Annotated in this window: 14 protein-coding genes and 1 riboswitch; all 14 genes read left to right on the top strand. The window is 36.2% G+C overall.

The window, feature by feature from the left end; genetic code table 11:
* The first annotated feature begins 7 nt into the window (after positions 1-7).
* A riboswitch (purine riboswitch) is annotated at positions 8-109 on the top strand.
* Positions 110-342: 233 nt separating this feature from the next.
* On the top strand, positions 343-1,068 hold the full coding sequence (locus JFT95_RS16265) for a GntR family transcriptional regulator (protein ID WP_002088063.1): 726 nt from the start codon (positions 343-345) through the stop codon (positions 1,066-1,068).
* A 90-nt stretch (positions 1,069-1,158) separates the two neighbouring features.
* A complete protein-coding gene (locus JFT95_RS16260; RefSeq protein ID WP_002190493.1) occupies positions 1,159-2,235 on the top strand; it encodes a BMP family lipoprotein in 1,077 nt (358 codons plus the stop codon).
* 120 nt (positions 2,236-2,355) lie between these two features.
* On the top strand, positions 2,356-3,888 hold the full coding sequence (locus tag JFT95_RS16255) for an ABC transporter ATP-binding protein (protein WP_002142848.1): 1,533 nt from the start codon (positions 2,356-2,358) through the stop codon (positions 3,886-3,888).
* Entirely contained in the window at positions 3,881-4,939 is a 1,059-nt protein-coding gene (locus JFT95_RS16250; RefSeq protein ID WP_002190491.1) for an ABC transporter permease, read from the top strand. Before JFT95_RS16255 ends, JFT95_RS16250 begins: the two co-directional genes overlap by 8 nt.
* On the top strand, positions 4,940-5,899 hold the full coding sequence (locus JFT95_RS16245; RefSeq protein ID WP_002033690.1) for an ABC transporter permease: 960 nt from the start codon (positions 4,940-4,942) through the stop codon (positions 5,897-5,899). It begins immediately after the preceding gene.
* 211 nt (positions 5,900-6,110) lie between these two features.
* The gene (yfmF, locus tag JFT95_RS16240) at positions 6,111-7,385 is read left to right on the top strand and encodes an EF-P 5-aminopentanol modification-associated protein YfmF (protein WP_002033691.1); all 1,275 of its coding nucleotides are present in this window, start codon (positions 6,111-6,113) and stop codon (positions 7,383-7,385) included.
* Complete coding sequence (gene yfmH / locus JFT95_RS16235) at positions 7,386-8,672, top strand: EF-P 5-aminopentanol modification-associated protein YfmH (protein ID WP_002014592.1); 1,287 nt, start codon at positions 7,386-7,388, stop codon at positions 8,670-8,672.
* Between the two features lie 117 nt (positions 8,673-8,789).
* Positions 8,790-9,503 (top strand): elongation factor P 5-aminopentanone reductase, encoded by a 714-nt coding sequence (ymfI, locus tag JFT95_RS16230; RefSeq protein ID WP_002014593.1) that lies wholly within the window; start codon positions 8,790-8,792, stop codon positions 9,501-9,503.
* A 76-nt stretch (positions 9,504-9,579) separates the two neighbouring features.
* Complete coding sequence (locus JFT95_RS16225; protein WP_000114449.1) at positions 9,580-9,828, top strand: DUF3243 domain-containing protein; 249 nt, start codon at positions 9,580-9,582, stop codon at positions 9,826-9,828.
* A gap of 138 nt (positions 9,829-9,966) precedes the next feature.
* Positions 9,967-10,752, top strand: a complete 786-nt coding sequence (locus tag JFT95_RS16220; protein ID WP_000574107.1) for a DUF3388 domain-containing protein — start codon at positions 9,967-9,969, stop codon at positions 10,750-10,752.
* A gap of 21 nt (positions 10,753-10,773) precedes the next feature.
* The gene (locus tag JFT95_RS16215) at positions 10,774-11,670 is read left to right on the top strand and encodes a helix-turn-helix domain-containing protein (RefSeq protein ID WP_033731187.1); all 897 of its coding nucleotides are present in this window, start codon (positions 10,774-10,776) and stop codon (positions 11,668-11,670) included.
* 63 nt (positions 11,671-11,733) lie between these two features.
* The gene (gene pgsA, locus JFT95_RS16210; RefSeq protein ID WP_002014596.1) at positions 11,734-12,312 is read left to right on the top strand and encodes a CDP-diacylglycerol--glycerol-3-phosphate 3-phosphatidyltransferase; all 579 of its coding nucleotides are present in this window, start codon (positions 11,734-11,736) and stop codon (positions 12,310-12,312) included.
* A gap of 20 nt (positions 12,313-12,332) precedes the next feature.
* Positions 12,333-13,571, top strand: a complete 1,239-nt coding sequence (locus tag JFT95_RS16205) for a competence/damage-inducible protein A (RefSeq protein WP_002014598.1) — start codon at positions 12,333-12,335, stop codon at positions 13,569-13,571.
* A gap of 142 nt (positions 13,572-13,713) precedes the next feature.
* On the top strand, positions 13,714-14,745 hold the full coding sequence (gene recA, locus JFT95_RS16200) for a recombinase RecA (protein WP_002014599.1): 1,032 nt from the start codon (positions 13,714-13,716) through the stop codon (positions 14,743-14,745).
* The last annotated feature ends 217 nt before the right edge of the window (positions 14,746-14,962 follow it).

The following is a 14,962-nucleotide window of genomic DNA, read 5'->3' as shown; positions in this document are numbered from 1 at the left end:
AAGATTACTTCGAAAAGAATCACTGCCTCATATAATCTTGGAGATAAGGTCCATAAGTTTCTACCTGGCAACCATGAATTGCTAGACTATGAGGGGAAAAGTGTGTAACAAAGGATGTAAGGAATCTTTGTGCCGAACTTTTTCTCTATATGAGAAATGTTTATGGTACAAAGTTTTTTTTATGGAATAAAGTGTGAAAATTTCATCTTGAAAAATTATTAATATTTATTCGATAATTACGCTTATTTTTAGTATTTAGTAATTTATACTATGTTGTAAGTTGAAAAAAGAGAAAAGAAGTCTTACATCAGAGGTCGAATAATTGAAATGCGGGGGAGTCTTATGTCAGTAAAATCCGATAGTCGTCACCTATATTTGCGGGTGATTGATCACATCAAAGGAAAAATTAAAGATGGGGCTTACAAAGAAAAACAAAAGTTACCTTCAGAGTTTGATCTAGCGAAAGAACTTGGTGTAAGTAGGGCAACTTTAAGGGAAGCACTACGTATTTTAGAAGAAGAAAATGTTGTTATTCGTAGACATGGTGTAGGGACATTTGTAAATGCGAAGCCGTTATTTTCTTCCGGAATAGAGCAACTTTCTAGTATTACAGATATGATTTCTAGTGTGGGGAAAACACCAGGAACAATCTTTTTATCATCATCTACAACAACTTTAACAGAAGAAGAAAAAGAGAAATTTAATTGTGAAGATGCTTTTAGCGCAGTAATGATTGAACGTGTTCGTACAGCGGATGGGGAACCAGTTGTATATTGCATTGATAAACTGGCAAAAGAGATATTACCAGATTTATCGGGATACAATGAGGAATCGCTGCTTACAGTAATACATAATAATACGCACAAGCGTATCACATACGCAGTTGCTCACATTGAACCGATTGGTTATCACCCGAAAATTTCACCGATTTTAGAATGTGAACCTGAAACGGCACTGCTAGTTTTAAAACAAATGCACTATGATCAAAATGATGAGCCAATCTTATATTCTATTAATTACTTTAGAGCTGATAAGTTTAGCTTCCACGTATTAAGAAAACGTATGTAGGGAAGTTCCTTTTTAGGGAGGTGACAGCAAGAAGTAAGGGACAGCAGCGTATGAATCATTAGACAAAACATTTCAGGAGGGGTTTCTAGTATGAAGAAAAAAACAGGTCTTTTATTATCGTTAACGTTAGCAGCAAGTACAGTGTTAGGTGCATGTGGTAACTCGGATAAAGCGGATAGTGACAAAAAAGGGGATAAAGAGTTTAAGGTTGGTATGGTTACAGATGTTGGGGGCGTTGATGACAAATCATTTAACCAATCTTCTTGGGAAGGATTACAACAGTTTGGTAAAGATAATGGATTAAAAGAGAAGACAAATTATCGTTATCTTCAATCTGAAAAAGAAGCGGATTATATTCCGAACTTAAAGAAATTTTCAAAAGATAAGTATGATTTAGCTTTCGGTATTGGGTATAAATTAGAGGGAGCAATTAAAGAAGTAGCAAAAGAATCTCCAAAACAACAATTTGCAATTGTTGATACTGTTGTAGATGCACCAAACGTAACAAGTATTACATTTAAAGATCATGAAGGGTCATTCCTTGTAGGTGCGGTGGCAGCTATGTCAACAAAATCGAATAAAGTAGGATTTGTTGGTGGAATGAAGAGTGATTTAATTAGTAAATTCGAGAATGGATTTAAAGCTGGTGCTAAGGCAGTGAATCCAAATATTGAAATCGTATCTGAATATGCTGAAGCATTCGATAAGCCTGAAAAAGGTACAGTTCTTGCGTCAGCAATGTATGGTCAAGGCGTAGATGTTATTTATCATGCTGCTGGTGGTACAGGTAACGGTGTATTCACTGAAGCGAAAAACCGTAAGAAAAAAGGTGAAAACGTTTGGGTAATCGGTGTTGACCGTGACCAAAATCAAGAAGGTATGCCTGAAAACGTAACATTAACTTCAATGGTAAAACGTGTTGATATCGCTGTACAAAAAGTAGCAAAAGAAGCGAAAGATGGAAAATTAAAAGGTGGTAAAATTGAAGCGTTTGGCTTAAAAGATGACGGTGTTGGTATTGCAAAAACAACTGATAACGTGAAAAAAGTTAACCCTGAGATTTTAACAAAAGTAGAAGAATTTGAAAAGAAAATTACAGCTGGAGAAATTAAAGTACCAGCTACAGATAAAGAATATAAAGAATATGAAGCTTCTCTAAAAAAATAAAGATAGAGAAATAGCAAAGGTTAGTTCTTAGAACTAACCTTTGTATGTATAAAACTTCCAAATTGCTTAATAAGTTAATAGTGTAATAGGGGAATGTTCCCTGTTAAAAGGAGGAACGAAATGGAATACGTAATTGAGATGAATAATATTACGAAAGTATTCCCAGGCATTGTAGCGAATGATGATATTACGCTGCAAGTAAAACAGGGAGAAATACATGCTTTACTTGGAGAAAATGGTGCAGGGAAATCCACATTGATGAATGTACTATTCGGTTTGTATCAGCCAGAACAGGGTGAAATTAAAATTAAAGGAACACCTGTAAAAATTACAAATCCGAATATTGCGAATGATCTTGGTATTGGGATGGTCCATCAACATTTTATGCTTGTTCATAATTTTACAGTTACAGAGAATATCATTCTCGGTAATGAACCGAAGAAAAAAGGGAAAATAGCTGTTGAAGAAGCTGCTAAAGAGATTCAAAAGTTGTCTGAACAATATGGTTTAGCTGTAGATCCATACGCGAAAATACAGGATATTTCTGTTGGTATGCAACAGCGTGTTGAAATTTTAAAAACACTTTACCGTGGAGCGGAAATTTTAATATTTGATGAACCGACTGCAGTGTTAACACCACAAGAAATTCATGAATTGATTCAAATTATGAAAAAGCTTGTGCAAGAAGGAAAATCTATCATTCTTATTACTCATAAATTGAAAGAAATTATGGAAGTTTGCGATCGTTGTACAATTATTCGCAAAGGAAAAGGGATTGGAACTGTTGACGTTGCAAATACGGATGAACATAAACTTGCAGAATTAATGGTCGGACGTCAAGTGAATTTTAAAACAGAAAAAATAGACGCTACGCCCAAAGAAGAGGTACTTTCTATTGCAAATCTTGTTGTTCACGATGCACGCCAACTGCCTGCTGTAAAAGGCCTTGACTTAACTGTTCGTGCGGGGGAAATTGTTGGTATTGCAGGAATCGATGGAAATGGACAAAGCGAATTAATAGAAGCAATTACTGGTTTACGAAAAGTTGAGTCAGGTTCTATTGCAATTAAAGGGAAAGAAATAACGAATTGGCCTGTTCGAAGAATTACAGAAGAAGGAATTGGTCATATTCCAGAAGATCGTCATAAGCACGGACTAGTTCTTGATTTTTCTGTTAGAGACAATATAGTTTTGCAAACGTACTATAAAAATCCATTTTCAAAGAAGGGGATTTTAAACTTTAGCAAAATCACAGGGAAAGCGAAGGCACTTATTGAACAGTTCGATGTACGTACACCTAGCGAACAAACATTAGCGCGTGCTCTATCTGGTGGGAATCAGCAGAAAGCTATTATTGCACGTGAAGTAGATCGTAATCCGGATTTATTAATTGCAGCACAGCCAACACGTGGTTTAGATGTTGGTGCAATTGAATTTATTCATAAAAAATTAATCGAGCAGAGAGATAATGGGAAAGCGGTTCTTCTTTTATCTTTAGAATTAGAAGAAATTTTAAATGTGAGTGATCGGGTTGCGGTTATCTATGAAGGGAAAATTGTAGCAATTGTGAATGCGAAAGGCACAAATGAACAACAGCTTGGTTTGCTAATGGCTGGAGGAACAGAGAAAGAGCAGGTGGGTACAAATGGCTAAAAAACTTTTAACAGAGCGAACGATAAATATTTTAGTCCCAGTACTATCCGTTATTTTTGGTTTAATTGTTGGAGCGATTGTAATGCTGGTTAGTGGCTATGATCCAATTGTTGGTTATAGTGCGCTTTGGACAGGTATGTTCGGCAGTGCTAGTGCGATTGGTGAGACACTTCGCACTATGATACCACTTATTCTTGCTGGATTATCGGTGGCGTTTGCATTTCGTACAGGTTTATTTAATATCGGGGTAGAGGGTCAACTATTAGTTGGTTGGCTTGCGGCAGTTTGGTTCGGTTATGCGGTCTCACTACCAGCGTTTCTTCATATTCCATTATCTATTTTATTTGCAGCAATGGTGGGTGGAATATGGGGCTTTATTCCTGGTTATTTAAAAGGGAAGTTTAAGGTTAATGAAGTTATTGTAACAATAATGATGAACTATATCGCGTTATATGTAACGTATGACATAATTAAACGCTTTTTACATGAGGGCAATGATAAAACATACGATATTAAAGCGAGTGCATCTTTATCTTCAGATTGGTTAGCTGCAATAACTGATGGTTCACGTCTTCACTGGGGAATTATTGTTGCAATTTTAGTAGCAATCTTAATGTGGTTCTTATTAGATCGAACAACTCTAGGTTATGAATTAAAGTCAGTAGGATTTAATCAACATGCTTCTCAATATGCAGGTATGAAGGTTTCTCGTAATGTAGTATTCTCCATGACAATTGCTGGTGCATTTGCTGGGATTGGTGGAGCAATGGAAGGGTTAGGAACATTCCAAAGCATGACAGCAATGTCTTCATTTACAGGGATTGGATTTGACGGAATTGCCGTAGCGCTTCTTGGAGGAAATAATCCATTTGGTATTATCCTTTCAGCATTGTTATTTGGTGGTTTGAAAAGTGCTTCCCCTCAAATGAACTTTGAGGCAGATGTACCATCAGAACTTATTAACGTAATTATTGCATGTATTATCTTCTTTGTTGCATGTAGTTATGTTTTAAGATGGGCGCTTACACGCATGAGCAAGGAGGGGAAATAAATGAGCTTTTTAGATATATTAGCCATTCTTGTGACAGGTACGTTATATACATCAGCACCTTTAATTTTTACAGCATTAGGTGGTGTATTTAGTGAACGATCAGGTGTTGTAAATATTGCGTTAGAAGGACTAATGCTATTTGGTGCATTTGTTGGAATTGTTACAACCTTATTAATGGGTGATACTTGGGGAACGATGACTCCATGGATTGCATTACTATTTGCGGCAATTGGTGGTGGATTATTTGCATTACTTCACGCGGTAGCATCTATTACGTTCCGTGCTGATCAGGTTGTAAGTGGTGTAGCGATTAACTTCTTATCTCTTGGTTTAACAGTATTTGCGATTAAGAAGATTTTTGATAAAGGGCAGACAGATTTTATTCAATACCGTATTGAAAAAATCGATGTCCCAGGTCTATCAGATATTCCAGTTATCGGAAAAATATTTTTCTCAAACGTACCGTTAACATCGTATATTGCCATTATTTTAGCATTTGTTGTTTGGTACATTATTTATAAAACACCGTTTGGTCTTCGTCTACGTGCTGTTGGTGAACATCCAATGGCAGCAGATACGATGGGGATTAATGTATATAAAATGCGTTATATTGCAGTTTGTATATCTGGAATGTTTGCAGGAGTGGGTGGTGCGGTCTTCGCAATGTCGATTTCTGGTAACTTCTCAGGTGCTACAATTACTGGACAAGGTTTCTTAGCACTAGCAGCTATGATCTTTGGTAAATGGAATCCACTTGGTGCTCTTGGAGCAGCATTGTTCTTCGGATTTGCTCAATCACTTGGGATAACAGGTGGTACAATTCCTATATTAAAAGAAATTCCAAGTGTATTCTTAACGATATTACCGTATGTATTTACAATATTAGCACTTGTTGGTTTTGTAGGCCGATCTGAAGCTCCGAAAGCATTAGGAACGCCTTATGAAAAAGGAAAACGATGAGTATTTAGAAAGTATAAAAAAAGCTCGCACATTAGTGCGGGCTTTTTTTACATAGAATATATTTAATACGGAATTTTACTATGTTCCTTACATATTAAAGTTTTTAGAAAGACTCAAATGTAAGCATAATAAGGAAGAAAAGTTGATTTTTTATTTCTAAAAACTGTATATTGAAGAGGAATATTCCTACATACGTAAAGGAGGGCTATTAATGAAACTAATGGAACAGCAACTGCATGAATTAGGTGGCTTGCGAGTACATATTATTCCGACTGATAAATTTAAAACAAATACCTTTGTATTTCGTTTTAAAGCACCTTTAAATGAGGAGACGGTGACAGAGCGTGCCCTATTGCCGTACGTATTGCAAAGTGCGACAGAAAAACTGCCTTCTGTAATTCGTCTTCGTCAATATTTAGAAGAATTATATGGATCTTCTTTAGCGGTAGATGTAAGTAAAAAAGGGGAAGACCATATCATCTCTATTTATGTAGACATTGCAAATGAAACATATTTACGCGATGCACCACCGTTATTTGAAAAAGCGCTTTCTATGTTATCTGATATTGTTTTACATCCAGCAACAGAAGGGGACGGTTTTCTATCTTCTATTGTAGAAAGTGAGAAACGAGCACTCTTGCAACGAATTGAAGCTACTTATGATGATAAAATGCGTTATGCAAATGAGCGTTTAATTGCAGAAATGTGCAAAGTAGAACCATATCGCTTAAGTGCAAATGGAAAAAAAGAAAGTGTTGCTTCTATTACAAATGAAAGTTTGTATCAATATTATCAAAAAGTGTTAGCTGAAGATGAAATGGATTTATATATCATTGGTGATATTTCGGAAGATGCTGTGGAGCTTGTAAATAAGTATTTTTCGATCTCACCTCGCGCTATGAAAGAGAGAAATGTACTTCTTCATAAACGAAATAATGAAGAAAAAGAAATTGTTGAAAAACAAGAACTAAAGCAAAGTAAATTAAATATCGGCTATCGCACATTCATTACGTATAAAGATGAAGATTATTTTGCATTACAATTGTTTAACGGATTATTTGGAGGGTTTTCTCATTCGAAGTTATTCGTAAATGTCCGTGAAAAAAATAGTTTAGCGTACTATGCAGCATCGAGATTTGAAAGTCATAAAGGTTTGCTCTTCGTTATGTCTGGAATTGAAGCGAAGAACTTTGAAAAAGCTGTTGAAATTATTAAAGAACAGATGAAAGCAATGCAAAGCGGTGATTTTTCAGAGGAAGAGATTCAGCAAACGAAAAGTGTAATTCAAAATCAAATCTTAGAGGCAATTGATACACCACGTGGTTTTGTTGAAATGCTTTATCACGGGGTGATTTCAGAGCGTACGCGTCCAGTTGAAGAATGGCTAACGGGCATAGAAAGCGTGACGAAAGAAGAGATTGTGAAAGTTGCTAATAATATTGAACTAGATACAATTTACTTTTTACATGGAACGGAGGGAGAATAAATGGAGAAAATTGTGTATGAGCAATTAAAAGAGACGCTATATTATGAAAAACTTCCGAATGGATTAGACGTATATATCTTACCGAAACAAGGCTTCAACAAAACATTTGCAACATTTACGACGAAGTACGGTTCTGTTGATAATACATTTGTACCGCTTGGAAAAGAAGACATGACTCGTGTACCAGATGGAATTGCTCATTTCCTTGAGCATAAATTGTTTGAAAAAGAGGACCATGACGCGTTTCAATTGTTTAGTAAACAAGGTGCTTCAGCGAACGCTTTTACATCTTTTACAAGAACCGCTTATCTCTTTTCCTGTACATCAAATGTAGAGAGAAATTTAAATACGTTGTTAGACTTTGTACAAGAACCGTATTTCTCTGAAAAAACGGTTGAAAAAGAAAAAGGTATTATCGGTCAAGAAATTCAAATGTACCAAGATAACCCAGACTGGCGTTTATACTTTGGGTTAATCGATAGTTTGTTTGTGAAACATCCAATTAAAATTGATATTGCAGGGACGATTGAGTCTATTAGTAAAATTACAAAAGACCTACTGTATGAATGTTATGAGACTTTTTACCATCCGAGCAACATGTTATTATTTGTTGTTGGAGCGATTGATCCTGAAAAAACAATGGATTTAGTTCGTGAAAATCAAGCGAAAAAAGATTACGAAAATCAACCAGAAATCGTTCGCTCTTTTGAAGAGGAACCAGAAGAAGTAAATGAAAAGAAAAAGATTATTTCAATGCCTGTTCAAACTCCAAAATGTTTAGTTGGTATTAAGGCAACGAATTTAAAAGAAAAAGGGCAAGCTCTGTTAAAACAAGAAATTGCACTTACATTACTTTTAGATTATTTATTTGGAAAAGGGTCAGTTCATTACGAATCTTTATATAATGAAGGTCTTATTGATGATTCGTTCTCGTATGACTATACAGAAGAAAATAACTTCGGTTTTGCAATGGTTGGTGGAGATACGAAGCACCCTGATGAATTGGCAGAGCGATTAAAAGGTATTTTACTACAAACGAATTATGATCAGTTAGATGAGACTGCGCTGGAACGGGTGAAGAAAAAGAAAATTGGCGGATTTTTACGATCGTTGAATTCACCTGAATATATTGCAAATCAGTTTACACGATATGCGTTTAATGAATCTAGTTTATTTGATGCTCTTACAGTGTTAGAAGGATTAACTGTTCAAGACCTACAACAAGCAGCAAAAACATTATTAATTGAAGAGAAAATGAGTGTCTGCCAAGTGTTACCAAAAAAATGAAGTAATACGTGAATAAAAAACGCAGTATCTATATCCCTCATCTAACGTTTGGTTATTGCCAAATGGTAAGATGAGGGTATTATTTATTTATATATAAAAAGATAAGAGAGGGAATTTATGAAAAAGTATGCATTAGTAACTGGAGGAAGCGGAGGGATTGGCTCTGCTATTTCGAAGCAGTTAATCGAGGATGGTTATACAGTCTATATTCATTACAATAAAAGCGAAGAGAAGATAAGGGGGTTACAAAAGGAGTTTGATGCAGTGATTCCTGTGCAAGCAAATTTAGCTTCTATCGATGGAGCAGAGAAATTGTGGGGACAAATCGAACATCCTATTGATGTTATTGTATACGCAGCTGGAAAGAGTATATTTGGATTAGTAACGGATGTTACGAATGAAGAATTAGATTATATGGTGGAGCTTCAAGTGAAGAGTGTATATAGACTTTTATCGATGGCGCTTCCACCGATGATCGGGCGGAGAAGTGGTAATGTTGTTGTTATTTCATCCATTTGGGGGCAAATAGGAGCGTCTTGTGAGGTGCTGTACTCAATGGTGAAAGGTGCACAAAATTCATATGTGAAGGCTTTAGCGAAAGAAGTTTCTCTAAGTGGATTGCGCGTTAATGCGGTAGCGCCAGGTGCGATCGAAACAGAAATGTTAAATGTATTTTCAGAAGATGATAAAAATGAAATTGCTGAAGATATTCCATTAGGTAGAATAGGACTACCCGAAGAGGTAGCAAAAACAGTATCATTCCTCGTTTCGCCAGGAGCTTCTTATATTACGGGGCAAATTATCGGAGTGAATGGCGGTTGGCATTGCTAAAAAATTCTTACATAAAAAACAAGAAATTGTACAAATTAAGCATGATTCTATTACTAAAATAGTGAGGTGCTTAAACATGTCAGTGTTAGATAATTTTGATCAGTGGAAGAGCTTTTTAGGAGAACGTTTAGAACAAGCGGGGGGAAAAGGGCTTGATGGTGGTGCCGTATCAGATATGGCATTTCGTGTTGGTGATTATTTAGCAAATGAAGTAGAAGCGCGCAACGATCAAGAAAAATTATTGTCTGAGCTTTGGAAAGTTGCTGATGAACAAGAGCAACATACAATTGCAAATTTAATGGTGAAGTTTGTACAACATAAGTAAAAGTAGAGAGGAGCTTCTCCTCTCTACTTTTTTGTATAGTAATTAGGAGGAATAGATTATACATTTAGCTTCCCTATTAAGGTGAAATCATATAATATAGTACGTAGGTGTAAAGTAAGCGTAGGGGAGTGATCTTGGATGATTGAATGGTATTTTGAATATGAAATACATAAAAACCGACCTGGCTTACTTGGTGACGTTTCTTCGTTAATCGGTATGCTTGGCATCAATATTGTCACAATTAATGGTGTAGATAATGCACGACGTGGACTTTTGCTTATGTGTGATAATCAAGAGCAAATCTCTAGACTTGAATCAATTTTAAATACGATGGATAATATAACGGTAACGAAATATCGTCCGCCAAAGCTTAGAGATAAGCTAGCAGTTAGACATGGTAGGTACATACAACGAGATGCAGATGATAAGAAAACATTTCGATTTGTGCGTGATGAATTAGGATTGCTTGTAGACTTTATGGCGGAGATAATGAAAAAAGAAGGTCATAAATTAATTGGGATACGAGGAATGCCTCGTGTCGGAAAAACAGAATCTATTGTTGCCGCAAGTGTTTGTGCAAATAAGAGATGGTTATTCGTATCATCTACTCTCATTAAGCAAACTGTTCGTAGCCAATTGATTGAAGATGAGTATAGCGACGATAATATTTTCATACTAGATGGAATTGTGTCGACAAAGCGTGCAAATGAAAGACACTGGCAGCTCGTTCGTGAAATCATGAGATTGCCTGCAACGAAAGTTGTGGAACATCCGGATGTGTTTGTGAGTCAGTCAGAATACACATTGGATGATTTTGATTATATTATCGAATTGCGTAACGATTATGATGAAGAAATTCAATATAATTTAGTAGATGAAATTGAGCAAGGTACGCAAAACAATTTCTCTATGTTCGACTTTTAAAGAAATATTGAGGTGTTAGTAGTGACGGAATTAGGACAAAAGCTGACAGAAGCAAGAGAAGCGAAAGGCTTATCTATTGATCAGCTGCATGAGATTACAAAAATTCAAAAACGCCATTTAGTAGCGATTGAAGAAGGCAATTATGATGTGTTGCCAGGAGCTTTTTATGCGCGTGCATTCATTAAACAATATGCAGATGCTGTTGGATTAAATGGAGAGGAACTGCTTGTGGAATATCAGAGTACGATACCACAGTCTGAAAAACGTGAAGTTCCACAAGTATCAACTGGACAAAAAACACAAGAAACAATGCAAAAATCTTCATCATGGCCAATTGCGGATCATATGCCCAAAATTTTGATTGCGTTGTTAGTAATCGCATTTGGAGTGGTAGTCTGGTTTGTTATTCAAGCGTTAACTGGAAAAGATGATAGGCAAGTTCAAAATGCTCAAAGTGAGAAAATTGAGGTTCAAAAAGCAAAAAATTCTCCGTTAGATACGAAGAAAGATGAAGCGAAAGCGGAAGAACCAAAAAAAGAAGAACCAAAGAAAGAAGAGCAACCAGCGCAACCAACTGGACAACAAGAAGTGAAGGTAGTTGGAACGAGTGGTAAGGTATCTACTTTGGAAATTCATAATAATAAAACATTAGAACTGGAAATTTCAGCGAAGGGTGCAAGCTATGTAGATGTTAAAGATGATGCGGGTAACGAAATTCTAAACACTACAGTACAAAGTGGTCAAACAGAAAAACGTGATTTATCAACAGTAAAAGAAGTGCGGCTTAATATTGGAAGTGCACCGAATGTTGAAATTAAACTGAATGGCCAAGTGGTTACTTTCCCATTAGATCCAGCAAAAGAATATCACCAAAGATTGGTGATAAAAAACCAAGGGATAGGGCAAGCTGCGCAATAACAGTCATCGCTTCGATGACTTTTTTCAATGAACAAATGTTTTTGACATGATGGAGGAATAGCTGTGAATTTACCAAATAAAATTACAATATCTAGAATCTTCTTAATTCCAATTTTTATGGTAATTATGTTAGCGCCCTTTGAGTGGGGCTCATTTATAATTGGTGATGTAGAGTTACCAATTCAACATTTAGTAGGGGCACTTATCTTTATTATTGCTTCGGCTACAGATTGGATTGATGGACATTATGCAAGAAAGTATAATCTTGTAACGAATTTAGGGAAATTCCTTGACCCGTTAGCAGATAAATTACTTGTTTCGGCAGCACTTATCACATTGGTAGAAATGCAATATGTACCTGCTTGGATCGTTATTGTAATTATAAGCCGTGAGTTTGCAGTAACAGGTTTACGCCTTGTACTTGCTGGGACAGGGGAAGTAGTTGCAGCAAATCAGCTAGGGAAAATTAAGACATGGACACAAATTATTGCAATTGCAGCATACTTATTACATGATGTACCGTTAAATCTACTTCATATTCCAGTTGCAGATATTTTCATATGGATTGCATTATTCTTTACCGTTATTTCAGGATGGGATTATTTCTGGAAAAATAAAGATGCTTTTGTAAACTCAAAATAGAAGTTTATGGGGGAATTGGGATGAATGCTGAAATTATTGCGGTTGGAACGGAATTATTACTTGGACAAATTGCAAATACAAATGCCCAGTTTTTATCTGAAAAGTTAGCTTCAATCGGAATTAACGTGTACTACCATACTGTTGTTGGGGATAATAACAAGCGATTACAGAAGGCAATTGAATTGGCTGAAGAACGAGCTGATATGCTCATTTTTACAGGTGGATTAGGACCGACAAAAGATGATTTAACGAAAGAAACAATAGCGTCTAGTTTAGATGAAGAGCTTGTGTATGATGAAAAGGCATTAACATCGATAAGCGATTATTTTAAGCGTACAGGCCGTGAATTTACGGAGAATAATAAAAAGCAGGCGCTCGTTTTAAATGGATCGACTGTATTTGCGAATGATCACGGTATGGCGCCTGGTATGGGATTAAATACGAATGGAAAAGTGTATATTTTATTACCAGGACCACCAAAAGAAATGAAGCCGATGTATATAAGTTACGTAGAGCCTTTTTTATGTAAGTTTACAACGGGGGAAAATATTTATTCTCGTGTTCTTCGTTTTTTTGGTATTGGGGAATCTCAATTAGAGGTGAAAGTTCAAGATTTAATTGATGGACAAACGAACCCAACCATTGCACCACTTGCAAATGATGGAGAAGTGACATTACGTTTAACTGCCAAACATCATGATGCTGATGAGGCGGAGAAACTGATTCAGCATGTGGAAGATTTGATTTTAGAAAGAGTAGGAGAATTTTTCTACGGATATGACCAAGATTTCCTTCATTACAAGGCAATAAGGCTATTGAAGGAAAAAGGGTTAACTTTAGCGTGTGCAGAAAGTTTAACAGGTGGTCTTTTTGGAAATCAAGTAACAGAAAATGCTGGTGTTTCGTCTGTATTTAAAGGCGGTGTCATTTGTTATCAAAATGATGTGAAGCAACAAATTTTACATGTACCTGAAGAAGTGTTACGTACTGATGGCGCGGTTAGTAAACAGTGTGCTCGCTATCTTGCTGAAAATGTAAAGGAACTGTTAAAAGCAGATATTGGAATTAGTTTCACTGGGGTGGCAGGACCGGATGCTTCAGAGCATAAAGAACCAGGAACAGTATTTATTGGATTGGTGATTAAAGATGAACCAGCTGTAGTCTTCTCGCTTAATTTAAGTGGAAGTCGTCAACAAATTAGAGAACGCTCTACAAAATATGGATTTTATCATTTATTTAAAAAGCTAGAAGAGATATAAATTTCTTCTAGTTTTTTTGTTGGAAAACCTAGTTTTATTCGATATAAAATAAAAAAATCGAATAAATGTTCGATTTTTGTTGGCAAATTGAATTGAAAATAGGTATAATAAGATTAGCAATTTAGTTAAGGAGGAATTTTGAATGAGCGATCGTCAAGCGGCATTAGATATGGCGTTAAAACAAATAGAGAAGCAATTCGGTAAAGGTTCAATTATGAAATTAGGAGAACAAGCGGAGCGTAGAATTTCTACAATTTCAAGTGGTTCTTTAGCACTTGATGTGGCACTAGGGGTAGGCGGATACCCACGTGGCCGTGTTATTGAAATTTATGGACCTGAAAGTTCAGGTAAAACAACAGTTTCATTACACGCAATCGCGGAAGTACAGCGTCAAGGTGGACAAGCAGCGTTCATTGATGCGGAGCATGCAATGGATCCTGTATATGCACAAAAATTAGGTGTTAACATAGATGAATTACTATTATCACAGCCTGATACAGGGGAGCAAGGACTAGAAATCGCAGAAGCACTTGTACGAAGTGGAGCGGTTGATATTATCGTAATTGACTCTGTGGCAGCTCTTGTACCGAAAGCTGAGATCGAAGGGGACATGGGTGACTCTCACGTTGGTTTACAAGCACGTTTAATGTCACAAGCACTTCGTAAACTTTCAGGTGCAATCAACAAATCAAAAACAATCGCAATCTTTATCAACCAAATTCGTGAAAAAGTTGGGGTTATGTTCGGGAACCCAGAAACAACTCCAGGTGGTCGTGCGTTGAAATTCTATTCAACTGTCCGTCTTGAAGTACGTCGTGCTGAGCAGTTAAAGCAAGGTAACGATATTGTTGGTAATAAAACGAAAGTAAAAGTAGTTAAAAATAAAGTAGCACCGCCATTCCGTGTTGCTGAAGTTGATATTATGTACGGAGAAGGTATTTCAAGAGAAGGTGAAATCTTAGATATGGCTTCTGAACTTGATATCGTTCAAAAGAGCGGTGCTTGGTACTCTTATAATGAAGAACGCTTAGGACAAGGTCGTGAAAATTCGAAGCAATTCTTAAAAGAGAATACGGATTTAAGAGAAGAAATTGCCTTCTTTGTTCGTGAACATCACGGAATTGGTGAAAACTCTGGTGTTGAAGACACGGAAGATTCAACTCGTCAAGATTAAAAAATAAAAGACACGGTCCCGTGTCTTTTATTTTTAAATCCACTATGAAAGCGTTATATATAGCTGGAGATAAAATATTTATTCTATCCAAAAGGCTATGTGTAAAGGGGAATATTCATATATTTTAAGCGAATGAATTGGGATTTTCTAAGGTTTTCCAGGATAATATGCTGTCTGTTTTTTAAATCCATATAAGATTCAGGGCTTAAGGTAAAGA

Source organism: Bacillus sp. TH17 (assembly GCF_016651125.1).
Taxonomy (GTDB): domain Bacteria; phylum Bacillota; class Bacilli; order Bacillales; family Bacillaceae_G; genus Bacillus_A; species Bacillus_A mycoides.
The sequence above is the reverse complement of the archived record's forward strand: the minus strand, read 5'-3'. Positions and strand labels throughout refer to the sequence as shown.

Coding starts and splice junctions, on each gene's coding strand:
- yfmH (WP_002014592.1), top strand. CDS start 7,386: ATGGAGAAAATTGTGTATGAGCAATTAAAAGAGACGCTATATTATGAA.
- JFT95_RS16255 (WP_002142848.1), top strand. CDS start 2,356: ATGGAATACGTAATTGAGATGAATAATATTACGAAAGTATTCCCAGGC.
- recA (WP_002014599.1), top strand. CDS start 13,714: ATGAGCGATCGTCAAGCGGCATTAGATATGGCGTTAAAACAAATAGAG.
- JFT95_RS16260 (WP_002190493.1), top strand. CDS start 1,159: ATGAAGAAAAAAACAGGTCTTTTATTATCGTTAACGTTAGCAGCAAGT.
- JFT95_RS16250 (WP_002190491.1), top strand. CDS start 3,881: ATGGCTAAAAAACTTTTAACAGAGCGAACGATAAATATTTTAGTCCCA.
- JFT95_RS16205 (WP_002014598.1), top strand. CDS start 12,333: ATGAATGCTGAAATTATTGCGGTTGGAACGGAATTATTACTTGGACAA.
- JFT95_RS16265 (WP_002088063.1), top strand. CDS start 343: ATGTCAGTAAAATCCGATAGTCGTCACCTATATTTGCGGGTGATTGAT.
- JFT95_RS16225 (WP_000114449.1), top strand. CDS start 9,580: ATGTCAGTGTTAGATAATTTTGATCAGTGGAAGAGCTTTTTAGGAGAA.
- yfmF (WP_002033691.1), top strand. CDS start 6,111: ATGAAACTAATGGAACAGCAACTGCATGAATTAGGTGGCTTGCGAGTA.
- JFT95_RS16220 (WP_000574107.1), top strand. CDS start 9,967: ATGATTGAATGGTATTTTGAATATGAAATACATAAAAACCGACCTGGC.
- ymfI (WP_002014593.1), top strand. CDS start 8,790: ATGAAAAAGTATGCATTAGTAACTGGAGGAAGCGGAGGGATTGGCTCT.
- JFT95_RS16245 (WP_002033690.1), top strand. CDS start 4,940: ATGAGCTTTTTAGATATATTAGCCATTCTTGTGACAGGTACGTTATAT.